Here is a 24,245-nt window from a genome sequence, read left to right as displayed (position 1 = left end):
GCGCGATAGCGTCGAAATCGACGCGCGCCGCGATGATGGCGTGACATGCCGCAAATGCATCGGCTTCGCGGTTCGCCGTTCGCGCGGGCGGCCGCGTCACGCGCCGGAATGACAGCGCATGGCGGCGTGTGTTGCCGTTGTCTACCATGCAGACATCGTCCGTCTGTACCGTTCATTTTCTGCCTGATCCCGACATGTCGACGCCCGATCTTTTCGCCGATGCGCCCGCGCCCGACGTGGACTGGTACCCGGACTGGCTCGCACCGTCCGACGCCGATCGCGTGCTGGCCGCGCTGATCGATGAAGTCGCATGGCGGCAGGATACGATCCGCACGCCGCGCGGCCGCATTCCGCTGCCGCGGCTCACCGCGTGGCAGGGCGAGCCGGATGCCGTCTACGTGTATTCGGGGATCCGCAACGTGCCCGCGCCGTGGACGGCGGCCGTGCTCGACCTGAAGCGTGCGGTCGAGGCCACGTGCGGCGCGCATTTCAACAGCGTGCTGCTCAATCGTTACCGCAATGGACAGGACAGCCTCGGCTGGCATGCGGACAACGAGCCGGAGCTCGGCGACGCACCGGTGATCGCGTCGGTGAGCCTCGGCGCGATGCGCGTGTTCGACCTGCGTCACCGTGCGACCGGCGTCGTGCATGCGTACCGGCTGACGCACGGCAGCCTGCTCGTGATGCGCGGCCGCACGCAGGCCGAATGGCAGCACCGCGTGCCGAAGGCGCCGGCCGTGCAGGGCGAGCGCATCAATCTGACGTTCCGGCGGGTGGTGGCGGCGGCGGGGCGTTAGTCGCTGGCCATGCCGCCCGGGCGGGGCGCTCGCGTTCGATCGTGACCCGTTTTCCGACCGATACGATCCGTCGGTCGTCCATGCGGCACGTTGCCGCACGAGTGCCGTATCGGGCGGCGAAAATATGCCCGCGAGGCCCGTGCCGCAAGGGTTTCAGGCGGATTCGATCGACCACCTGGTTCCGATAGGCAGGTGTAAGCCCTGATGGTGCGTCGCAACATTCCTTGACTAGACTGTCGAATAGCTGAAACGCGCCGCGAACCGGCGCATTTTTTCGACATGCCCGAGGTGTCGCCAATAGGACACGCAGGGCAGGAGCATAACCCGTGACCGTACTGGACTCATCCCTCGAATCCTCGCTGCACGTCTTCGAACAAGACGGCGGTTGGCAATGGGCGCTGACAGTAAAGCGGGCGTCCGGCGTCGGTGTGAAAGTCGTCGCATTCAGCACGGACGGCTTTCGCGGCGAAGCCGACGCCTATGCCGCTGGTCAGCTCGCGCGCGCCGAGTATGACGACACCGTGACGGCCTGACGCCGTCGCGCCGACCCCAATCCCGATCCTGGATCGGCGCGGTCGTTCATTGCCCTCGTTTTTCCTCTTTCGTTTTCCTCTTCGTTTCCCTTTTCCCCCGTTTCGCTGTCGCTCGTCACGCATCGCGTGACACACCGGCGTGCCCGCGCGCGTCACGTCGACTTCGCCAAATGGTCCGTACCTTTCGACACGCACCTGCCATACGCGCGACTTAACGTGCATGCGCGGCGTCCGCCGTGCCGGCGATGCGCGATGTGTCGCGCGCTCGGCGCGGGATGCCCGGCGACGACTCATCGACAAGAACGCAGGTCATGTGCGACGACAGAACCTACACCTACCGCGCTGCACGGGCGCGGCTACGGGGCTTCACGCTGATCGAGGTGCTGATCGCGCTGGCGATCGTCGCGGTGGCGCTCGGCGCCGTGATGCGCGCGATCGGCGCGCTCGCGTCGGACACCGACACGGCGCGCATGCGACTGCTCGCGCTGTGGAGCGCCGACAACGCGCTCGGCGAGATCCGCATCGCGTCGACCTGGCCGCCGGTCGGCACGCAGACGTTCACTTGCCCGCAGGGCCGTTACCGGTTCGTGTGCCGGCAGTCCGTGGCCGCGTTGCCGAGCCCGCTCGTGCGGCGCGTGACGGTCAGCGTATTTTCGTCGGCGTCGAGCCGCAACGTGCTCGCCGAAGTCGTGACGGTCGTCCAGGATGAAGCGCGCCACTGAACCGCGCGCGGCGGCGCGCGCGCGGGGCTTCACGCTGATCGAGATGCTGGTCGCGATCGCGCTGCTCGCCGTGATCGCGCTGCTGTCGTGGCGCGGCCTCGACGCGACGATCCGGGGCCGCGACGATATCGCGTCGAATCTGGCGCAAACGCGTCTGCTCGGCCGCTATTTCTCCCAGTTGCAGTTCGACCTGATGAACCTCGTGACGGCCGACGAGGTGTTCGGGCCGCCGTTGCGGATCCGGCCGAACGACCTCGTGATGGTGCGTCACCTCGGCGTCGGCGGCGGGCCGGCGCACGTCCAGGTCGTGCGCTACCGGCTGAACGGGCGCGAGCTCGTGCGCAGTGCGTCGCAGCCGCTCGCGTCGCTGGCCGAGGTCGAGACGGCGCTCCAGCACATGGACGATTTCACGCGCGTGGTCGTCAGCAGCGATGCGCGGTCGATGCAGCTGGCGGTGTGGATTCCGCCCGGCGGCTGGACGACCAGCCAGACCGCGATCGAGCAGACCTACGCGCAGTTTCTCGCGCAGCACGGCGTCAGCAGCGTCACGTCGCTCGGGATGCCGTTGCCGCGCGGCGTGCGCTTCTCGGTCACGATCGGGGCGCCCGCGGTCGAATACGTGCGCACGATTCCGATCGGCCAATAGGCGTAGTGCCGCCCCCGCGCCGGCGATCCCGTCCCCCGACAAAAAGGTCCGTAACTTTCGTCATACGTCTGTTATTGGGTGTCCGTTAGTCTCGTCCCGAGCATGACCCCGCGACCGGCCGCCTCGGCCCGTTCAGCGGCGGCATCGGCAAACGGGAAGGGGGCGAACGTGACGGTCGAGCACCGGCATGATGCACATGCGGGCGCGTCGGGGAACGACGCATCCGGACCACGGCAATCCGCGGCGCTCCTGAGCCGCGCACAAAACTGGCACAGCGCCGGGCGGTTCGACGACGCGGCGCGCGAATATCTCGCCGTGCTCGCGAAGGAGCCGGACAATCCTCAGGCGCTGCACTTGTACGGCGTGCTGCAGTTCCAGCGCGGCGCGGCCGACGACGCCGAAGCGCTGCTGCGCCAGTCGATCGCGATCGCGCCCGGCACGCGCGCGCTGTCGGATCTCGGCGCGATCTCCGGCGAGCGCGGCCGCATCGACGAGGCGCTCGAGCATTTCGCGGCCGCACTGCGCACGGCGCCCGACGACGTGCAGACGCTCGTGCGTCGCGGCAATACGCTGATCGGGCTGCGCCGCTACGACGACGCGCTGGCGTCGTTCGACCGTGCGCTCGCCGTGTCGCCGCTCGTGCTCGACGCGCTCTGCAATCGCGGCAGCGCGCTGCGTGCGCTCGGCCGTTTCGACGAAGCACTGGATACCTACGATCGCGCGCTGATGGTCGACCCGCGCTCGTTCGAATCGTGGTTCAACCGCGGTCTCGTGCTGCGCGAACTGCAGCGGCCGGCCGATGCGCTGCAGTGCTTCGACCGCGCGAGCGCGATCCGGCCCGACGTGGCCGCGATCATGGCCGAGCGCGGCCGCACGCTGATCGACCTCGACCGGCCGAGCGAGGCGCTTGCTGCGTTCAACGAAGCGATCGCGGCCGATCCCGCGCGGATCGACGCGCTCTACAACAGCGCGGTCGCGCTCGAGCGGCTCGGCCGCGCCGACGAGGCGCTCGAGCGCTGCGAGCGCGTGCTGGCGCTCGATCCGGCGCACGTGCGCGCGCATGCGAGCCGCGGCAACGCGTTGCTGCAGCTCAAGCGCTACGACGACGCGCTCGCCGGCTATGCGCGCGCGCTTGCGATCGATCCGCATTCGGCGGAAACGCTGTGCAATCGCGGCACCGCGCTGCGTTACCTGAAGCGTTACGACGAAGCGCTGGCGAGCTACGACGCCGCGCTGGCGCGCGACGCGCGGTTCGCCGAAGCGTGGACCAACCGCGGCAGCGTGTTGCAGGATCTGCACCGCTACGACGAAGCGATGGCGTCGCTCGACCGCGCAGTCGCGCTGCGTCCGGAACACGCGACGAACTGGCTCAACCGCGGCAACCTGCATTTCGAAACGGCTCGCACGGATGATGCGCTCGCCGCGTACGACCGCGCGATCGCGCTGCATCCCGACTACGCCGAAGCGCATTTCGCGCGCGCGTCGCTGTACCTGATCGAAGGCGATTTCGCGCGCGGCTGGCCCGAGTACGAATGGCGGTTGCGCGACGCGCAGCTGGCGCGGCACGACCGGCCGTTCACGCAACCTGCGTGGCGCGGCGACACGCCGCTCGACGGCAGGACCGTGCTGATCCATGCGGAGCAAGGTTTCGGCGACACGTTGCAATTCTGCCGCTACGTGCCGCTCATGGCCGAGCGTGGTGCGCGCGTGGTGTTCGAGGTGCAGCCGCCGCTGCGTGCGCTGATGGCGTCGCTGCATGGTGCGACCCACGTGATCGCACGCGGTGAGCCGTTGCCGGCGTTCGACTGCCAGGCGCCGCTGCTGAGCCTGCCGCACGCGTTTCGCACCGACGAGGCCACCATTCCGCGCGGCGGCGCCTATCTCCATGCGGACTCGCAGCGCACGCGCGAGTGGGACGCATTGCTCGGCGAGCGGCGCCGGCCGCGCATCGGCCTCGCGTGGGCCGGCAATCCGGAACACCGCAACGATCACAACCGCTCGATCGATTTCGCGCGCTTCGAGCCGCTGTTCGATCTCGACGTCGACTGGATCAGCCTGCAAAAGCCCGTGCGCGAATCGGACCGTGCGTTGCTCGCGAATGCACCGGTGCGCCGTGTCGACGACGAACTCGGCGATTTCGCCGATACGGCCGCGCTGATCGGCGCGCTCGATCTCGTGATCGCGGTCGATTCCGCGGTCGCGCATCTCGCCGGTGCGCTCGGCGCGCCGGTCTGGGTGTTGCTGCCCGATCCGGCGGAATGGCGCTGGATGCGGGAGCGCGGCGACAGTCCGTGGTATCCGTCCGCGCGGCTGTTCCGCCAGCCGGCGCCGGGCAACTGGGCCGACGTGATCGACGCGGTGCGTGTCGCGATCGGCGGCATCGATGCAAGCGTGCGATAGCGACACCGAACCAGAACAGAACGATCAGCCAGGGGCCACACGATGACATCGAACGGGGAAGGGACGACACTCGCGAGCGCGCCGGCCGCGCCACGATCGCCGGATCGCCGTCCGCCCGACGCCGCGCAGCTCGAACGGCTGCTCGCGCGTGCACGCAACGCGCATCGCGACGGCGCACTGGAGCATGCGGAGCGTGCGTATGGGGAACTGCTCGCGCTCGAACCCGACCATCCGGAGGCGCTGCACCTGCTCGGCGCGGTGCGCTTCCAGCAGGGACGCCTCGACGACGCCGAGCCGCTGATGCGGCGTTCGGTCGAGCGTCAGCCGGTGCCGCTCGCGCTCGCGAACTATTCGGCGGTGCTGGCGGGGCTCGGGCGCGAGCACGATGCGCTCGCGCGCCTCGACGAAGCGCTTGCGATCAATCCCGCGCATCAGCGCGCGCTGTTTCAGCGGGCGGGCTTGCTCGCGCAGCTCGCGCGATGCGACGAAGCGCGCGCGGCCTATGACCGGCTGCTCGAACTCGCGCCCGGTTTCGCCGACGGCTACGTGAAGCGCAGCGACATGCTGCGCGCGCTCGGCCGCCACGACGATGCGCTGGCCGATTGCGACCGCGCGATCGCCATCGCCGGGCGCACGTTCGACGCGATGCGCGGGCGCGGTCTCGCGCTGCGCGAACTCGGCCGTTTCCGCGATGCGGTCGACAGCTATGGCCATGCGCTCGCGCAGACGCCCGGCAGCGCCGAAGTGCTGTTCCTGCGCGGTGTCGCGTATCTGGATCTGCACGATCCGGAACGCGCGCTCGCGGATTTCAATGCGGCGATCGCGGCGAGCCCCACCTTCGTCGATGCGGTCTTCAACAGCTCGGTCGCGCTCGAACAACTCGGGCGGCACGATGAGGCGCTGGTGCGCTGCGACCGCGTGCTCGCAATCGATCCGCGCCATGCGCGGGCGCTCGCGAACCGCGGCAACGCGGCCAGCCACCTGGAGCGCTATCGCGACGCGGTCGACAGCTATGCGTGCGCGCTCGACGCGGAACCGGGCAGTGCCGGCGTGCTGTGCAACTACGCGAGCGCGCTGATGCGCATCGAACGTCACGACGAAGCGCGCGACATGTGCGACCGCGCGCTCGCGCTCGATGCGGGCTATGCGCCCGCGTGGTTCACGCGCGGCCGCGTGCAGCTCGAAACGCATCGCTACGACGCCGCGCTCGACGATTTCGCGCGCGTGATCGCCGCGACGCCGCGCGACAAGCTCGCGCACTTCCACAGGGGCAATGCGCTGCGTGCGCTGCGGCGTCACGACGACGCGCGGCAGGCGTATGCGGACGCGATCGACATCGATCCCGACTACGTGCTCGCGCACTGCATGCGGGCGTTTCTGTGTCTGTCGATCGGCGATTTCGAAGCGGGCTGGGCCGAATACGAATGGCGCTGGCGCGATACGCAGCTCGACGCGAGCCGGCGCACGTTCGCGCAGCCGCGCTGGACCCACGGGATGCCGCTCGACGGCAAGACGATCCTGCTGTACCCGGAACAGGGGCTCGGCGACACGCTGCAGTTCTGCCGCTACGTGCCGCTCGTGAAAGCGCTCGGCGCGCGCGTCGTGCTTGAAGCGCCGGTCGAGTTGAAGACGCTGTTCGCGACGCTCGACGGCGTCGACACGCTCGTCGCGCGCGGCGAGCCGCTGCCACCGTTCGATCTTCATTGCCCGCTGCTGAGCCTGCCGCTCGAATTTCGCACCGATCTGACGTCGATTCCGGCGAGCGTGCCGTATCTTGCCGCCGATCCCGCCCGCGTCGCGGGCTGGCACGACCGGCTCGGCGCATCGCCGCGGCCGCGCATCGGCCTCGTGTGGTCCGGCAACCCGCTGCACCTGAACGACCGCAATCGCTCGATGACGCTCGCGGATCTGCTGCCGCTGTTCGACGACCGCTACGAGTGGATCAGCCTGCAGAAGGTGGTCCGCGACGAGGACCGGCCGTTGCTCGACGCGAGCGCCGTGCGGTTCGTCGGCGACGAGCTGGCGGACTTCGCGGACACGGCGGCGCTCACTGCGCTGATGGACGGCGTCGTCAGCGTCGATACGTCCGTCGCGCACCTCGCCGGCGCGCTCGGCCGGCCGCTCGCGCTGATGATTCCGCATACGCCCGATTTCCGCTGGCTGCTCGAACGGGACGACAGCCCGTGGTATCCGTCCGCGCGATTGTTCCGCCAGCCCGACGGCGGGCAGTGGGCGCCCGTCGTCGAGCGGATCGCGGCCGAATTGCCGGCGCTCGTCGGCGAAGGCGCGCGATGAATGCGCGCCGCGAGCCTGCGCCGATGGCGGGCGCCGTTCTCGGCGCCGCCGCCGTGCCGCTGCGCGTCGTGCTCGACGATGCGCTGCGCAATGCGCGCGTGCGGCTCGAGCAGCGCGACTTCGCGGGCGCCGGGCGGCTCTACGAAGGCGTGCTGACGATGGCGCCCGACCACGTCGAGGCGCTGCATCTGCTCGGCGTCGTGTATCTGAAACTCGGCGACCCGGCGCGCGCGGAGCCGCTGCTCGCGCGATCGATGACGTTCGGGCTGAACCAGCCGTGGAATCTTGCGAACCATGCGGCGGCGCTGACCGGCATCGGCCGCCATCGCGACGCGATCGCCGTCGCCGAACGCGCGCTCGCGGCCGATCCGGAACATGCGCCGTCGCATGCGGCGCGCGGCGACGCGTTGCTCGCGCTCGGCCAATACGACGCGGCGCTCGCGGCGTACGATCGCGCGCTCGTGCGCGAACCGGCCCACGCGGCGGCGTGGTGCCGGCGTGGCGAGACACTGCGATGGCTCGGGCGGCCGGCCGATGCGCTGATCAGCATCGAGCGCGCGCTGCGGATCGACGCGAACGATCCGGCCGCGCATACCGAGCGTGGCCATGCGCTGCGTGCGCTCGGCCATCGCGAGCAGGCGCTTCACAGTTATCAGCTCGCGATGGTCGTGCGCGGCAAGACGCCCGAGCTCGTCTACGCGTGCGGCGTCGTGATGACCGAACTCGGCCGGCCCGCCGACGCGCTCGCGTGTCTCGACGAAGGGCTCGCGCGGATGCCGGACGACGAGCAACTGCTTTACGCGAGCTGCGTCGCGCTCGATCTGCTGCATGCCCGCGACGAATTGCTGAAACGCTGCGACCGGCTGCTCGCGCTGAATCGCGGCAACGTCGCCGCGTGGGTCGGACGCGGCAATGCGCTGCTCGGTCTCGAACGTCACGAGCAGGCCGCGCACGCGTACCGGGAAGCTTTGGCGCGCAAGCCCGACGACATCGACGCGCGGAGAAACAGCGCGGCCGCGTTGCGCGCGCTCGGCCGCTACGACGAAGCGCTCGCGGATTACGACGCGGCGCTCGCGCTGACGGGACCGCATGCGGAGCTGCATTACAACCGGGCGCTGGCACTGCAGCAACTCGGTCGCTACGACGAAGCGCTCGCGAGTCACGCAGCGGCGGCCGCCGCGCCCGCGAACGTCGCGCAGGCGCTCTTCACGCGGGCGGTCGCGCGCCAGCATCTCGGCGACTACGACGCGGCGCTGGCGGACTACGCCGATGCTTGCGGACGCGATCCGCACCACGGCGCCGCGCGCCGTTCGGAGGCGTTCTGCCGGCTGCTGATGGGCGATTTCGACGCGGGGTGGCGGCAGCACGAGGCGCGCTGGGACGCGGCCGACGTGATGCTGCACCGGCGTCATGCGGACCGGCCGCTGTGGACCGGCGACGAGCCGCTCGCGGGCCGCACGCTGTTGCTGCATGCGGAACAGGGCTACGGCGACACGCTGCAGTTCTGCCGCTACGCGGGCCTCGCGCACGACCGGGGCGCGACCGTGATCGTCGAGGCGCCGGCCGCGCTCGGTGAACTGCTCGGCACGCTGCGCGGGGTGAGCCGGATCGTCACCGAGGGCCAGCCGGCGCCGGCGTTCGACCTGCAATGTCCGCTGATGAGCCTGCCGTATGCGTTCCGCACGACGCTCGATACGGTGCCAGCCGACGTGCCGTATCTGCGCGCCGATGCGCGGCGGCGCGCAGCGTGGGTGCAGCGCCTCGACGCGATCTCGCCGCGCGGCCGGCTGCGGGTCGGGCTCGCATGGTCCGGCAATCCGCGTCACGCGAACGACGAGAACCGCTCGATGCCGTTCGCCGCGCTGGCGCCGCTCGTCGGGTTCGGGGCGCTCGATGCGACGTTCGTGAGCCTGCAGCCGCAGGTGCGTGCGCGCGACGCGGATGAATTCGCCGCGAGCGGCGTGCCGTCGTTCGCCGATGCGTTGACGGATTTCGCCGAAACGGCCGCGCTGGTCGACGCGCTGGATCTCGTGATCAGCGTCGACACGTCGGTCGCGCACCTGGCCGGTGCGCTCGCGCGACCTCTGTGGGTGCTGCTGCCGCGCGTGCCGGACTGGCGCTGGCTGCTCGAACGCGACGACTGCCCGTGGTATCCGTCCGCGACGCTGTTCCGGCAGACGCGACCCGGCGATTGGCCCGCGGTGGTCGCGCGGCTGGCCGACGCGCTCGCTGCGCTGCCGCGCGCGCATTCCGTACGGGCGTGAGCGGTGCTCCATGACAAAAGCTACGGACCATTTCACGGCGGCCGGAATGGTCCGTAACAGTCGCCATGTCGCTGCCATGCGCGCTTCGTATGGTCTTCGGATTCCAGCGGCCTGCTTCAGGCGCAACGACACGCGTGGTGCCCGACCGGCGCCGCGCGCAATTTCCTAGCATCGGGGTGGCAAGAATGGCAGCACGCGCACGTACGGATCGGCAACTTCACGCAGCGGCCTCGCGGTCGGTCCTGAAATCGGAGCTGAAGCCGCTCTACCGGGCGGTCGTGCTGATGCTCGCGGCGGGTGTGTCCGCGCATGCGCACGGGGCGGGCATCATGAACCTCGGTCACGTGGCCGCGAGCCCGTCGGGCGGTGGCGCGGGCGGCGCCGGCGGCGTGCCGGGCATACCGAATCTGGGCGTGTCGCCGCAGCAGGCGCTGCAGGCGAGCCAGCCGTCGATCCGCAACCTCGGTTATGCGGCGCATGCGATCGCCGCGCAGATTGCGGCGCAGCAGAATGCGGCCGCCGCGGCGGCGAAGCTGCCGTCGACCGTGGCGAACGGGCTGGCGCCGGGCGGGCTGCAGGTGGCGGCGGGCGCAACGGGCGATACGAACAATCCGGTGCTGTGGTTCAACGCGAACGCGCCTACGCAAAATACCGACACGAACGGGCACGTGAACGTCGACGTCAAGCAGACCGGGCAGAACGCGGTGCTGACGTGGGAGACCATGAACGTCGGGCGGCAAACGACGCTCAATTTCGACCAGTCGGGCGGCACGCAGACGAACGGCGCGAACAACTGGGCGGTGTTGAACCGGGTCAATGATCCGAGTGGCAGGCCGAGTCAGATTCTGGGGAACATCACCGCGCAAGGCGCGGTGTACGTGATCAACCGGAATGGGGTGTTGTTCGGGGCGGGGTCGCAGGTGAACGTGCATTCGCTCGTGGCGTCGTCGCTGAATCTGCTGGACATGAAGAACCAGATCGTACCGACGCCCGACGGCATCGTTGCGAGCAACCAGCAGTTCCTCAGCTTGCCTGCCGGCACGACCGGCGGACTCGCGTATCCGGAGTCCGGGAGTTCCACCGGTGTGGTCGGATCGTCGAATCGCCCGAACGAGATACTCGGGCTCGGCAACGTCGCGAAAACGAACGGGACTTATCAGGCGCCGGGCGACATCACGATCGAACAGGGCGCGTCGATTGCGACGCATACGAACGGCACGGTCAGCGACGGCGGGTTCGTGCTCGTCGCGGCGCCGAACGTGAAGAATGGCGGCAGCATCACCGCGACCGACGGCCAGGTCGTGCTGGCCGCGGGTGTCGGCGTGAGCCTGCGGCCGAACGGTAGCCCGAAAAACAATCCGCAACTGCTGTTGCCCGAGCTGAGCGGCCAGATCGTCACGACGCAGAATGGTACGACGGTCGACCTCACGCCGGTGGGCACGCTGACGAACACGGGCATCGTGCAAGCGTCGCGTGGCAGCGTGAACCTGCTCGGCGGCCGCGTCGCGCAGGATGGTGTGGTAGGCGTGACGACGAGCGTCAATACGCCGGGCCGGATCACGATTTCGACGGTCGACGAATACATGTCGAACGATCCACTCGGCAACGCGTATCCGGGGACGACGCTTGCAACGGGCGGACCGAGCGGAGGCGATGCCGACACCGCCAAACGGTCGGGCCTGCTCACGTTCGGTCCGGGCTCGGTGACGACCGTGCTGCCGGACAACAGCGGGCAGACGGCGACGTCGACGCCTGGCACGACGTTCACGCCCGGCGGCATCGCGATGACGGCCGGTGCGGTGTGGTTCCAGGGTGGTTCGTTGATCGAGGCGCCGGGTTCGAACGTGTCGGTGACGGCGATTTCGCCGTCGGTGACGGCCTATACGCCCGACGTCAAGCAGAGCGCGGCGCCGGGTCGAATTTATCAGGATGCCGGATCGACGATCGATGTGTCCGGGCTGGCGAACGTCGACATCCCGATCGCGCAGACGCTCGTGACGGTCGATCGAATCGGCCAGAACGAACTGGCCGATTCCCCGCTGCTGCGTGACAGCTTCCTCGCGGGGCTGAAGAACGTGGTCGTGGACAGCACGCTGACCGGTACGCGCAGCGATGGCGTGTCATGGGTCGGCAGCCCGATCCTGAATCTGTCGGGCTATGTGAACCTGATTCCCCGCACGGTCGATCAGTTGTTGACCAACGGTGGAACGATCACGCTGTCGGGCAACGAGGTGATGACCGCACGTGGTTCGTCACTGAACCTGAACGGCGGGTACGTGCATGTCGACGGCGGGATCGTCAATACGACGCGGCTCGTGGATGCGAATGGCGCGATCGTGCCGATCGGGCAGGCGAGCCCGTACCAGACCTACGTCGGAATTGCCGGCCAGTTCATCGAAAGCCATCCGCGCTGGGGCGTGACGAAGACGTGGTACAACCCGCTTCTGATGGGCGGCACGTATCAGGGCGACTATATCGTTGGTGGCAACGCAGGCACGCTCGACCTGTTCGCGACCTCGGCGCTCGTGCTCGATGGCGATATCAGCGCGCAATCGTTCGGCGGCGCGAAGCAGATGCAGGGCAACAGCCTGCCTTCGGGCGGGACGTTCAATCTTGGTGCGGATGCGAAGCGCACCAGCGGCACGCTCGCCGATCTGACGTGGAACAGTTCGATTGAGGCGCCGACCGGCGTCACGGGATTGACGATTCTGCAGGGCCAGGCGCCGCAGCTCGACGATCTCGCGCCAGGCTTCTCGAGCAATACGCCGATCGACAAGACGTCGCTGCAGAATGTCGCCGCTACTGATCCGCGCAACGTGCTGACCACGATGGTGGTGCCGGTCGACGCATTGAACGCCGGCGGCTTCTCGAACGTGAACGTGACGCAGGATACGCACGGCGGGAAGGGGATCGTCGTCGCCCAGGACACGCATCTTGGCGTGCGGCCGGGGGGATCCATTGCGCTCAACAGTGCGGCTAGCGGTTCGGACGTCAACGTGGCCGGCAGTTTGACTGCGCCGGGCGGCTCGATTTCCATCGCGAGCGGCGGCAATATCGTCGTCGGTCCGCAAGCCGTGCTCAGCGCGGCGGGCCAATGGGTCAACAATGACGCTCAGGCGGCACCGGGGACGACCCTGGGCAATACCCAGTTCATCGACGGCGGCAACATTTCGCTGGCGACCACTGAGCAATCCGTCGGACACGTGAGCGACGTCTTCGCGGACGCCACGGGATCGATTCTGCTGCGTCCCGGTAGCGTGCTGGACGTATCGAGTGGCGGCGAACTGCAGTCGAATGGACAACTGTTCATGCAGAACGGCACGCCAGTGGGGCGCGGCGGCAACGTGTCGTTGAAGACTTATGTCGCGCTTGAAACCAAGCAGTTCGGTCACATAGGCGATTCCGGCCCCAACTTGCCGAGCACGCAACCCGCAAACGGTACGATCGCGCTCGGCGGCACGATCCTCAGTGAGGGTCTTTCAGGAGGCGGCACGCTGACGTTGCAGGCGCTCGGATTCCAGATTGGCGGAGATCCGCAGACCGCCGCGCCGTGGGATGTCTATCTGCCGGAGCGCTTCTTCGCGCAGCAAGGCTTCGGCAAGGTTGTGCTGAATGCGTACTACGACGCGACCGTGGCGCCTGGCGCGACGGTTGCGCTTACGCAGCGCAATCTGATTCCGGACGTACTGGCGCTACAACAGGCGCCCACGGGCGCCAATCTGTCGACTTCGGGCCTGACGACATCGGGTCGTCTCGACGACTATCACCGGCAGCCGACCAGCCTCGTGTTGACGGGCGGCAACTATGTGTCATGGTTGGCAGCGGGGAGTATGGCGCCGTCGTATCCGGGCGTGACAGGGGCGGTCACGCTGTCGTCCGGCGCGTCGATTCATACCGATGCCGGTGCGAGCGTCGGCTTTGGTTCGCCGACGCAGGTGACGGTGCTCGGCTCGATCGTCGCGCCTGGCGGATCGATCACGCTCAGTGCGGATTCGGGCGGTACGTTCGGGCAGACGGGCCAGTACGGCATATTCACGCCGAGCGACAGCCGATCGGTGTGGCTCGGCGCGGGCGCGACGCTCGATGTGTCGGGCACCGCGCTTGCCAATCCGCTCGCCACGCCGGTCAAGATTGGGGCGACGACTGTCGTGCCGAACACCGGCAAGGTCCTGCCGGGCGGTTCGGTCACGCTCTCGAGCGATGCCGGTTATGTGGTTGCACAGCCGGGCTCGCGGATCGATGTGTCCGGTGCGTCGGCGAACTTCGATCAGTTGCAGGCGAACGGCACGTACGCGTCGCAGCCCGTCTGGAGCGATGCCGGCTCGATCACGCTGTCCGCCGCGTACGGACTCTTTGCCGATGCGACGCTCGCTGCGCACGCGGGCGCTCCGCAGGGGCGCGGCGGCACGCTGACGATCCTGCCGCATCAGAACAATGGCGCAGCCGGCGCGACCGCGCTGGTCGTCCGGCAAAGTGGGGAACTGACGCCGGCGGGTCTCGAGTCCGGTCAAAGTTTCGCAACCGCCATCGACACGACGACTGGCTTGCCGATCGGCCGGCCGACCGGTGTGATTCAGTTCTCGGCCGATCGCCTTGACGGATCGGGCGTCGCGAATCTCGTGCTCGGCGATGCCACGCCGCCGACGGCAGCCATGGAAGTGCCGCCGATTGCGTTCGCAGGCGACGTCAAACTGGCGCTGCCCGAATCGGTTACGTTGAATACCGGGCGCGTCGCGGCGCTGGGCATGGATCAATTCGTGACTTTGCTGTCGACGCCTGCAACGCAATCGAACGGCAGCACGAATCCGGCCTCGGTTCTCCAGACCTTGCTAACCCAGCCGCCGCAGCGGCCGTCCGGCACCACGATCGAGATCGATGCGCCATACGTCGCACTGGTCGGGCCGACGCTGACGGCGCAGTCGCTGGCATTTGCGCCGGTCGCGACCCGGTCCGACGCGACGCTGAACGTGAACGCGTCGTTCATCGATCTGCGCAATCAGTTTCAACTGAACAACATCGGACAGGCCAACTTCGTCAGTTCAGGCGACATTCGCATGAGTTCGACCAATGCGAATTCGACGGGAACGGCTCAGGCTCCCGGCATTCTCCATACACCCGGAAACGTGTCGTTCAAGGCTGCGGACCTGTATCCGGCCACCGGCAGCACGTTCATTGTCGATGCCGTCGGACCGATCGATCCGGCGACAGGCAAGCCGGCGCCGACGACTGTCGCATTCGCGTCGAACGGAGCATCGGGCACGCCGCTATCGGCGGGCGGCGCACTGCTCGTCGATGCCACCGACATCGTGCAGGCTGGCACGGTGCGCGCGCCGTCCGGCACGATCCTGTTCGGCGTCGGCGATCCGTCGAACGCTTCGACCCAGGCGCAGTTCGCCAGTCTGCCGCTGGTCGCGACCGATTCGGTTACGTTCGCGAACGGCAGTACGACTTCGGTATCGAACGGCGGCCTCGTGATCCCGTATGGCACGACGGTCGATGGCGTCGAGTGGCAGTTCAAGCCGAGCACGGTCTCGACGGTGCCGGATGTGACCGCTCCGCCGGCGAAGTACATCGGCGTCAACGGCAACCGCGTCGCGCTGGCCCCGGGCGCAAAGATCGATCTGTCCGGCGGCGGCGACCTGCAGGCGGTCGAATGGGTACCGGGAACGGGCGGCACGCGCGACGTGCTGTCGCAATACAACATCAGCTATGCGAACAATCCCGCCGGGGCGACGGTGCCGGTGAATCCGGGGGCGGCGAACGTTTATGCGATCGTGCCGGGGGCACAGTCGCCGGTGGCGGCCTACGATCCGGTGTTCGCGCAGTCCGTGCAGCCGTCGGTCGACGGTACGACGGTCGGCACGACGATGACGTTCGGTGTCGGTCAAGCAGGCCTGAAGGACACGGTCGGCAAGGCCGTCTACCTTTCCGGGGTGCCGGGGCTGGCGGCTGGCTATTACACGCTGCTTCCAGGCAAGTACGCGACGCTGCCAGGCGCGTATCGCGTGACGCTCGCGAGCGCGGCGGGTGGCGTCGTGCCCGGGGCGAGCCAGGTGTTGCCGGATGGCACCGTGATGACGGCAGGGTATTTCGCCGATGCACTGACCGGTGGTCGCAGCGCGACGCCGACGCTGTTCAGCGTGCAGTCGGCTCCGGTGTGGCGGCAATACTCGCAGTACACGGTGACGGGAGCGAACGCGTTCTTTGCCGCGCAGGCCGCGAAGAAAGGCAACGTAACGCCGCCGTTGCCGGTGGACGGCGGTCAGCTCGTGCTGGCTGCGAACAAGGCATTGACGCTCGGTGCAACGCTGAATACGGCCGCTGGCACGGGGGGCGCTCCCGCCGAAGTCGACATTGCGTCCCAGGACATCCAGATCACCGGCAACGGCGGTGCCGCGCTGCCGGGCTATCTGCAGATCGGCAGTGATGCGCTCGATTCGCTGAATGCGGGCAGCCTGCTGATCGGCGGCACGCGCGCGGCAACGACGAAGGGTGTGACGATCACGCCGATCGCGAACAGCGTGATCGTATCGAACGATGGCAACACGGCGCTCAAAGGCCCGGAGATCCTGCTCGTCACGAAGACCGACACGAGCGGCACGGATCCGAATGCCGCGAACGGTCTGCGCATTGACGCAGGGGCGTCGATCGCGGCAGCCGGCGACTACCCGGCGGCGAAGGATCAACCGATTGCAATCGCTGGCGATGGCGCGCTCCTGCGCGTGTCGAACGGCACGATGGCACCGCTCACGCGCACGGGCTCGACCGGCAGCGGTCTGCTGACCGTCGGCGCAGGCGCGACGCTTGCGGGCGGGCAGGCGCTCACGCTGGATTCGTCCGGAAACCTGAAGGTCGATCCCAGTGCCGTGCTGTCGGCGACGGCGATCACGGCGGACGGATCGGCGATTACGTTTACCGGTACGAACGGTGCGGCCGCCGCGGCACTGCCCGGCTTCGTGATCGATCCGGCCGGGCTCGCGCAATTCGGCAACGCGCAACAGGTGACGCTGCGCAGTTATGGTGCGATCGGCTTCGTCGGCGACGTGAACGCGACGTTCGGCAACAGCGTGGACCTGAGCGCCGGGACGTTCAAGAGCGACGGCGGTCATGTGACGCTGAATGCGCAGCAGATTGCGTTCACGAACGAAACTGGCGCGCCGAACGGGACGGTTGCGCCGGGCAGCGGCACGCTGACGGTCAATGCCAAGGAGATCGATTTCGGCTCGGGCACGAAGCTGGCGAGCGGTTTCGGCTCCGCGAGCATGACCGCGACGGGCGGTATTGTCGGGCAGGGAACCGGCACGTTCGACTTCGGCGCACTGCCGGTTACGCTGAATGCGCCCGTCTATCTCGCCGATACGAGTTCGGCATCGACCGTGAAGACGACCGGGGCACTGACGTTGAACGGCGCGTCGGGCACCGCGTTGGCGAGGACACCGGTAGGCGGCGCATGGCATTTCGTTGGCGGGACGATCGCCGACAACGGCGCGACGATCGCCGCCCCCGCGGGCAACGTGAGTCTCGAGGCGACGAGCGGCAATCTGACGCTTGGCAGCGGGTCGACGGTGAGCGCGGCCGGCGTGTCGAAGCAGTTCTTCGACATCGTGCGGTACGCGCCGGCCGGCGCGATCACGTTGACGGCCGACGCCGGGACGGTCGACGTGCAGGCCGGCTCGACGCTCGATTTCTCGGGTGCGAATGGCGGGGGCGCGGCGGGCAGCCTGACGCTGTCGGCGCCAGAGCAGGTCGTGACCCTGAACGGTACGATCAAGGGCGGCGCGGCAAGTGGTTATGCGGGTGGTTCGTTGTCGCTCGATACGGGCGGCGCTGCCGATCTCGACGCGCTCGCGACAACGCTCGCATCGAGCGGCGTGAACCAGGCCATCGCGATCCATACCCGGTCGGGCAATCTCACGCTGTCGGCAGGTAACACGCTCACCGCACACGCGGTGTCGCTGACGGCGGACGGCGGTGCGGGCAACGCATCGGACCCGGCGAACGGCAATGTCAATGTGTCGGGCACGATCGACGCGTCGGGCAAGGCGGGCGGCGCGATCGCGCTGTACGGGCACAGCGGTGTCGATGTCGAGGGCTCGCTGCTGGCACGCGGCTCGGCTTCGAACCAGCGCGGCGGCAGGGTCGATATCGGGACGCGTGGCGTGTTCGATCCGGGCGTGGCCGATCCGTACAATGCAACGTATGGCTACGAGAACATCGATCCGTCGCGCGCCGGGCTGATCCGGGTCGGCGCGAACGCATTGATCGACGTTTCGGGCGGAACGGCTGGCGGACTGTCGGGCGGTACGGTGAATTTCCGCGCGCCGCTGTTGTCGGACGGTACCGTGAACGTGTCGTTACCGTCGTCGGGATTCGCGGCGGGCAAGGGCATCGCGGGTTCGCGCGCGACGACGCTCGAGGCCTATGCGACGTGGAGCACCACGGATGCGACCACGGGCGCGAAGCATTTCGACGGCATCGTCGACCCGGCCGGCTGGTACGACGCCCGCGGTCACTTGCTGGCTGGCACCTTTACCGCGCAGAGCATGTCCAGTACGCCGACGACCTTTACGTTCACGCCGGATGGAACCGGCGGTGGCACCGTAACGAACAATGGGACAGGCGCAACGGCGGCGGTGACGCAGGCGCAATTGCAGAGTGGCAACGGCGCGATCGGCTTCGGCGGGCTGCAGAGCATGTTCTTTGCGCCGGTGTCGGGGGGTTCGAACACGGATCACCAGACGTTCTACGGGTATCAGGACGGCAACGCGACGACGGCTGCGCCCGGCACGCTGATGGGTTTCGTGCAGCACGGGCTGGACGTATTGAAGAATCCGTTCGATGGCACGGGAATCGCGAATGCGCGCATCGTGCCGGGTATCGAGCTGGACAATCCGAGCCCGGCGATCAACGGCGGCAACATCGAGGTGCTGACGAACTGGAACCTCGGAGCGGGGACGTCGGCAACGAATCAGGCGTTCCGGTTCAATGGGCAGGCGCCGATCGTGACGCTGCGGGCGGAGAATGACGTTGATGTCAGGGCAAGTTTGTCGGATGGATTTTTCCAGATCGACAACCCGATCGGGAGCAGTATTGTTGCACCGAAGCCGACGCCGTCGACGTACAGTGCAGCAAACTACACATGGTCGACGATGCCGTTTGGACCGTTTGGCTACATTCTGTCGAACTATAGCTATCTGGGGCTGATCGGTCCGTACAACTGGACGGGCGGGAATGCCGACGAGGTCGCGCAGTATTACGGCATGTACAAGGAATATGCGCAGTACCTGACATCACAACTGTCAAACGGTGCGTGGGGGTTCTACTTCGCAGACCCGACGCATCAGAACGCACCGATTGCCACAGGGCAGCCGGTCGTGGCGCTTCAGGCGCCGACGGCGGCTCAGGAACTGGCTGACCCGACCTGGTATCCGCGCTATCTTGCGCAATACCAGTCGTACGTCAAGGACTTGATCACGTGGCAAGCTGCCAACCCGGGTGTCACGCCGCATATCGACCAGGTGAAGGCGCCTCCGTCCGTGCTGGTGCCGGTCATTGCCGGAGACATCACGATACAGCCGCCCCAGACGGACAATACGCCGGCACCGGTCGCGGTGGTGGCAAACGCGTTGCCGCTGCTTTCCGCCAGTCTGAATCAAGGGAGCAGCTCGTCATACCGGCTTGTCGCCGGCGCCGATCTATCGAGTACCAATCCGCTCGCATTGAGGCCCGCCGACGGATTCTCGTCGGGCGCGATCGGTAACGTGATCCTTGACGGGCATTTCGAATACAACAACGCGACCAACCCGAACATTGCCAATCCGAACAACCGCGTTGTGGTGGCGCCGACGATGGTTCGAACCGGTACGGGCTCGATCGATGTCGCTGCAGCGAACGATGTTTCGCTGTTCGACCCGATTGTTGCTCGACAGCCTGACGCAACGGTCATTCCCGGCGTGATCTATACGGCTGGCGCACCGTCGCCCCGGGCGCCCGATGCGCCTGCAGGCTCGACTACGGTTGTGCAAGGCGCCGGGACGCCAGCGAGCAATATTCTCGTCACGTCCGCGGTGAATCCCGAAGCAGCCGGCGACATATCGATTCACGCGCAAGGAAATATCGCAGGCATCGAGAATGTCATTGATACGGCGGGCACGATCTCCGGGCAAGCCGGCGCGCCGATTGCGCAATTTTGGTGGCAATGGATGCAGGTAACGGGGAAGCCGACGATTGTCTCCGGCAGTAGCAGCTACGGGCGGCTCGATCGCACTTCAATCGACTTCGGTGCATTCAATCAAGGCGTTATGAGCGTAGGCGGCAACGTCGCGATCAGTGCAGGGGGCAATATTGTCGATCTCGGCGTGTCGTTGCCGACAACCTGGTACAACGACGCCACAGGAAAACCGGTTACGGTTGGTGGCGGCGATCTGACGGTGCGTGCGGGGGGCGACATCCTGAGCGGCGACTATTTCGTTGCGAAGGGAACGGGGGCGCTTACGGCTGGAGGGCGCATCGGCTCAGACGTTGTCGTGCAGCCCTGGTTGGCCGCGGGGCAAGTCCCGGTGTCAGTATCGACCTTGCTGGCCACTCAGGACGGCATCATCGACGTCGTTGCGCGCCAAGGCGCGGAGATCGGGGGCGTATTCAATCCTTCCTATCTTCAGATCGGCAGCAGTATTCTTCAAACTCAGTACGCGCGGTATGCCGACGCACAAGCTTATTCACCCGATTCGGCCGTCAATGTCCTGACCACAACGGGCGATGTGGTGCTGAACTCGTTGGCGTCGAAACAAGTGCTCAGGGGGAATTTTCTAGGCGACGGGGTGATCGATCCATCGTCCGTATTACCCGCGACCGTGAATGCGACGGCCTTTTCCGGAGGCATCGACGTCGCATCAGGCGGGGCGCTTTTCCCGTCGACGTCAGGCAATCTGAGTCTCATTGCCGATCGCTCCATCAATCTTGCGAATGTGGCCGGGGCCGGGGCGACGGGCTCGGTATTCGGTATGTCGGATAGCGATCCATCGTCGATGCCGTCCGCCACGAATCCGTTTGCAACGATAGCCGTGCTCACCGATCCGACGACGGCGGCCCACGCCGCCAATGCGTTGCATGCGGACGATCCGGTACCGGCACGCATCTACAGCCTGAACGGCGATATCGTCAACGGTGCACTACAGTCGACTGGAGGAGGCGCAGGATTCTACGACAAGCTCATGCAGGTCGTGATCGACAAGCCGGCGATGATCCAGGCCGGGCAGGACATCGTGAACTTGTCGTTCCAGGGGCAGAATCTGCGCAAATCGGATGTCACCCGCATCGTGGCAGGACGCGACATTCACGATACGCCGTTGGTTCGCAATGCAGCCGTAGTGCCTGCGCTGACGCTGGGCGGACCGGGGTACTTCGATATCGAGGCCGGCCGAAATATCGGTCCGCTGACGAGCCAGTCCGAGGCCTACGCCGCGTTGAGCAGCGCGTATCCCAAGACCGGGTTGTTGACGGGCATTAACGCGACCGGAAATGCATCGAACCCGAACCTGCCACACGACAGCGCGAACGTAAACATCCTGTTCGGCGTCAGTCCGGGAATTGATACCGGCACGTTTATCTCGAAGTACATTGATCCGGCCGGGTCGATCGCGGGCGTGCCGAGCACGGCGTCCGATCTTATTGCCTTCGTACAACAGTACGAAGCAGGCAACGTGGTAGATACGGGGCTAGTCAAGGACCAACGTGCGAGCGAACCGCTGGATGCGATGCAGGCGTGGTCCAAATTCAAGGACCTGCCTTCGTACGTTCAGCAGATCTTCGCGGAACAGGTGTTGTTCAACGTGCTGACTCGGGTCGGTGAAGATTACAACAATGCCGCGAGTCCCTATTTCCAGAAGTACGCACGCGGCTACGACGCGATCAATACATTGTTCCCTGCGTCGTTCGGCTATACGGCGAACAATCTCGGGGGCGGTGGCAACGGTACGAACAAGTCGATCGATACCGGTGATCTCGATATCCGGAACACGACGATCCAGACGCAACAGGGCGGCAATATCTCGATCCTGGGCCCGGGCGGACAGGCTCTGGTCGGCAGTGCCTCGGCGCCGCCGCAGATTACGGACAGCAGCGGCAATGTGGTCGTCGGCCCGGGGGCAATGGGCATCCTGACGCTCGAGAAGGGCAACGTGAATATTTTCACGGACCGCAGCGTGTTGCTCGCACAAAGCCGGATATTCACCGAGCAGGGTGGCGACATGACGATCTGGAGCTCGAACGGCGACATCAACGCCGGCAAGGGCGCGAAATCGTCGGCCGATACGCCGGCACCGCAATATGTGTGTGACCCGAATCACTACTGCACGGTAGATGCACGCGGGCAGGTGACCGGTGCAGGGATTGCCACGCTGCAGAGCGTGCCCGGTATCCCGTTGGGCACGATCAACCTGATCGCGCCTCGCGGCACCGTTGATGCCGGCGATGCCGGTATCCGTGCGGGTAACCTCAACGTCGCTGCGCTGCACGTGGTGAACGCGGACAACATACAGGTGACGGGCAATGCGACAGGCATTCCGTTGGTGCAGGCGGTGAACACCGGGGCATTGACCGCTGCGAGCGCGGCTGCATCCGCTGCGACTCAGGTCGCGCAGGATATCGCGAAGAACAATGCATCCGGCGGGACGGTACGACGCTGGACGATCTCGGTGCAGGTCGAGGGGTTCGGTGATGCAGGTGGTGACGGATCCAAGAAACACCGGCAACAGGTCGGCTATGACCCGTCGAACTCTGTGTCGATTATCGGCTTTGGAAAAGCCGGGGCTGCACAACGTGCGGCATTGACGGAGGGGGAGCGTACGAAGCTTGGCAAGATCTGATTCACGTGAGTCGCTGCGTGAGGCAGGGCGGCAGTGTTCCAGACGGTGTTTCTTGTGCAGGCTTGCCGTGAATCGTGCGCTGAAGACGGGATCGCGAATGGTAGCGATGGCGTAACGAACATGCCGGAGTAACGGCTCACGATAACTGTGCCCCTGGCAACCCAGGGGCACAGTCGCTTGAATTTCGAAAATCAGTTTGCAGCGGCTCGAATATTTCCAGGCGACGCGAATCGTGCGACCCGTATGCGTAAATAAAAACTGCGCCCTTGGACTCCCAAGGGCGCAGTCGCTTGAACGGTCAGTCGAGCAGTGTGCCGACCGCTTAGCGGCCGACCACCGTACCCGTGCAGACGCTCGCGTTGCCGATATCGAGGTTCCACGTGCTCGCGTTGCTCAGGAAGTCGTTCGAGATGGCCGTCTGGTACGACGACGGAACCGTGTCGAAGCCGTTGCCATGAACGACCGACGCGTAGCTGGCGTTCGTGAAGTGGTTGTTCAGGAAGTCGTGAACGTTCGTCTTGACGGCCGAGTTCGCGTAGCACTGGCTCAGGATGATCTGGCTCGTGCCCGAAACCGGATAGCCGGCCGCCGGGTTGCCTGCGTTCGGCACCCAGTTGGCCGGGTTCGACGCGGCGACCTTGGTCGCCGGCGGAGCAACCGTGCCGAGGGCCGTCGAAGCATTTGCGTACGTCGGTGCGTAGTACTTGCTGTCGACCTTGTTCACGAGGCTCGCGATCGGCAGCTGGAATGCGCCGGCCGACGTCACGACCGTGCTTTGCGGAGCCAGGAACGTGTTCGTGTAATCCGGGCTCAGGTAGGCGACAGCGGCCGTACCGGCCGACTGGTAGCTCACCAGTTGCGTACGCACGCCACCGCTACCCGAGGCCGCCGTGAAGTTCGCCGGCACGCCGCTCGGGAACGAAGCCGTGAACGTCAGCGAGTCGACGAACGTCACGCCCGCAGCCGTATTTCCGGTCGAGCAGACAGCGGCCAGGTGGCGGGTCAGCAGTTCGGTCGTGCCGCTGCCGTCCGAGCGATAGACGACCTTGATCGGCGCATTCAGCGCGTAGGCCGAACCCGTTTCCGGATTCGTGACCTGGTTCCAGTTCGTCAGCTTGCCCGAGAACACGCCGCACAGATCGTCGTCGTTCAACGCGATGCTATGCGCTTGACCCGGCGTCGTTTGCGGGGTCGTCGTGCTCGTCACGGCCGGGCCATTGACGACCGGCACGGTGATCGGCGTGACGATGTACGGGATCTGGATCAGCGGGCCGTTGGTCGTGCCGAGGCCGGCCTTGTACGACGTGAGCTGGGTGGCCGACAGTGCCGCGTCGCTGTTCGCGAAGTGGACCGTGCCCGTGACACCCGCGCCGAAGAACGTCGGCTGGTTGTTCAGGAACGCGTTCTGGCCGGCGCCCGAGCCGACCGAGTAGTACGTGAACGTGGCGTTGGCGGTGCCGTACAGGCCGATTTCGCCGGAAGCCGGCGAATTGGCGCCGATGGTCGGGGCGACGAGCGACGAGCCGCCACCTTGAATCACGGGACCTGCGGCCATCGCGAGCGATGCGCCCATGCCCGAAACGACGAGAGCGAGGACTTGACAGATCTTGCGCTTGCTGGATTTCATGAGAAATTTCCTTGAACGAAGATAAACGGGAACCCCTGCTACTGCGGTTGGAATGCTTATGGACCGCCGGGTAAATGTAGGGGGAAATCCGAATG

At 66.7% G+C, this 24,245-nt stretch carries 9 protein-coding genes; 8 read left to right on the top strand and 1 reads right to left on the bottom strand.

Annotated features, from left to right (window positions below):
* Window positions 1-194 precede the first annotated feature (194 nt).
* The 8 genes from LMA02_RS25500 to LMA02_RS25465 all read left to right on the top strand — a co-directional run bounded on the left by LMA02_RS25500 (window position 195) and on the right by LMA02_RS25465 (window position 22,523).
* A complete protein-coding gene (locus LMA02_RS25500; RefSeq protein WP_228908008.1) occupies window positions 195-797 on the top strand; it encodes an alpha-ketoglutarate-dependent dioxygenase AlkB family protein in 603 nt (200 codons plus the stop codon).
* A 326-nt stretch (window positions 798-1,123) separates the two neighbouring features.
* Window positions 1,124-1,330, top strand: coding sequence for a hypothetical protein (locus tag LMA02_RS25495; protein WP_166723273.1), 207 nt, complete (start codon window positions 1,124-1,126; stop codon window positions 1,328-1,330).
* Window positions 1,331-1,641: 311 nt separating this feature from the next.
* Window positions 1,642-2,052 carry a type II secretion system minor pseudopilin GspI gene (gene gspI, locus LMA02_RS25490; RefSeq protein ID WP_228908007.1) on the top strand — a complete coding sequence of 137 codons (411 nt, stop codon included), beginning with the start codon at window positions 1,642-1,644 and terminating at the stop codon, window positions 2,050-2,052.
* Window positions 2,036-2,698, top strand: a complete 663-nt coding sequence (locus tag LMA02_RS25485) for a PulJ/GspJ family protein (protein WP_228908006.1) — start codon at window positions 2,036-2,038, stop codon at window positions 2,696-2,698. The genes gspI and LMA02_RS25485 overlap by 17 nt, the downstream gene beginning before the upstream one ends.
* A gap of 168 nt (window positions 2,699-2,866) precedes the next feature.
* Window positions 2,867-5,098, top strand: coding sequence for a tetratricopeptide repeat protein (locus LMA02_RS25480; protein ID WP_228908005.1), 2,232 nt, complete (start codon window positions 2,867-2,869; stop codon window positions 5,096-5,098).
* 42 nt (window positions 5,099-5,140) lie between these two features.
* Entirely contained in the window at window positions 5,141-7,393 is a 2,253-nt protein-coding gene (locus LMA02_RS25475; protein WP_228908004.1) for a tetratricopeptide repeat protein, read from the top strand.
* A gap of 23 nt (window positions 7,394-7,416) precedes the next feature.
* The gene (locus LMA02_RS25470) at window positions 7,417-9,657 is read left to right on the top strand and encodes a tetratricopeptide repeat protein (RefSeq protein WP_228908003.1); all 2,241 of its coding nucleotides are present in this window, start codon (window positions 7,417-7,419) and stop codon (window positions 9,655-9,657) included.
* A 284-nt stretch (window positions 9,658-9,941) separates the two neighbouring features.
* Entirely contained in the window at window positions 9,942-22,523 is a 12,582-nt protein-coding gene (locus tag LMA02_RS25465) for a filamentous haemagglutinin family protein (protein ID WP_228910009.1), read from the top strand.
* 322 nt (window positions 22,524-22,845) lie between these two features.
* Here LMA02_RS25465 and LMA02_RS25460 read toward each other — a convergent pair whose 3' ends face one another.
* On the bottom strand, window positions 22,846-24,150 hold the full coding sequence (locus LMA02_RS25460) for a substrate-binding domain-containing protein (RefSeq protein ID WP_228908002.1): 1,305 nt from the start codon (window positions 24,148-24,150) through the stop codon (window positions 22,846-22,848).
* Window positions 24,151-24,245: the final 95 nt, after the last annotated feature.

Origin of the sequence: Burkholderia sp. B21-005 (genome assembly GCF_020843965.1) — a bacterium.
GTDB classification, from domain to species: Bacteria; Pseudomonadota; Gammaproteobacteria; order Burkholderiales; family Burkholderiaceae; genus Burkholderia; species Burkholderia ambifaria.
The sequence above is the reverse complement of the archived record's forward strand: the minus strand, read 5'-3'. Positions and strand labels throughout refer to the sequence as shown.

Coding starts and splice junctions, on each gene's coding strand:
- LMA02_RS25500 (WP_228908008.1), top strand. CDS start 195: ATGTCGACGCCCGATCTTTTCGCCGATGCGCCCGCGCCCGACGTGGAC.
- gspI (WP_228908007.1), top strand. CDS start 1,642: ATGTGCGACGACAGAACCTACACCTACCGCGCTGCACGGGCGCGGCTA.
- LMA02_RS25485 (WP_228908006.1), top strand. CDS start 2,036: ATGAAGCGCGCCACTGAACCGCGCGCGGCGGCGCGCGCGCGGGGCTTC.
- LMA02_RS25475 (WP_228908004.1), top strand. CDS start 5,141: ATGACATCGAACGGGGAAGGGACGACACTCGCGAGCGCGCCGGCCGCG.
- LMA02_RS25470 (WP_228908003.1), top strand. CDS start 7,417: ATGGCGGGCGCCGTTCTCGGCGCCGCCGCCGTGCCGCTGCGCGTCGTG.
- LMA02_RS25465 (WP_228910009.1), top strand. CDS start 9,942: ATGCTCGCGGCGGGTGTGTCCGCGCATGCGCACGGGGCGGGCATCATG.
- LMA02_RS25460 (WP_228908002.1), bottom strand. CDS start 24,150: ATGAAATCCAGCAAGCGCAAGATCTGTCAAGTCCTCGCTCTCGTCGTT.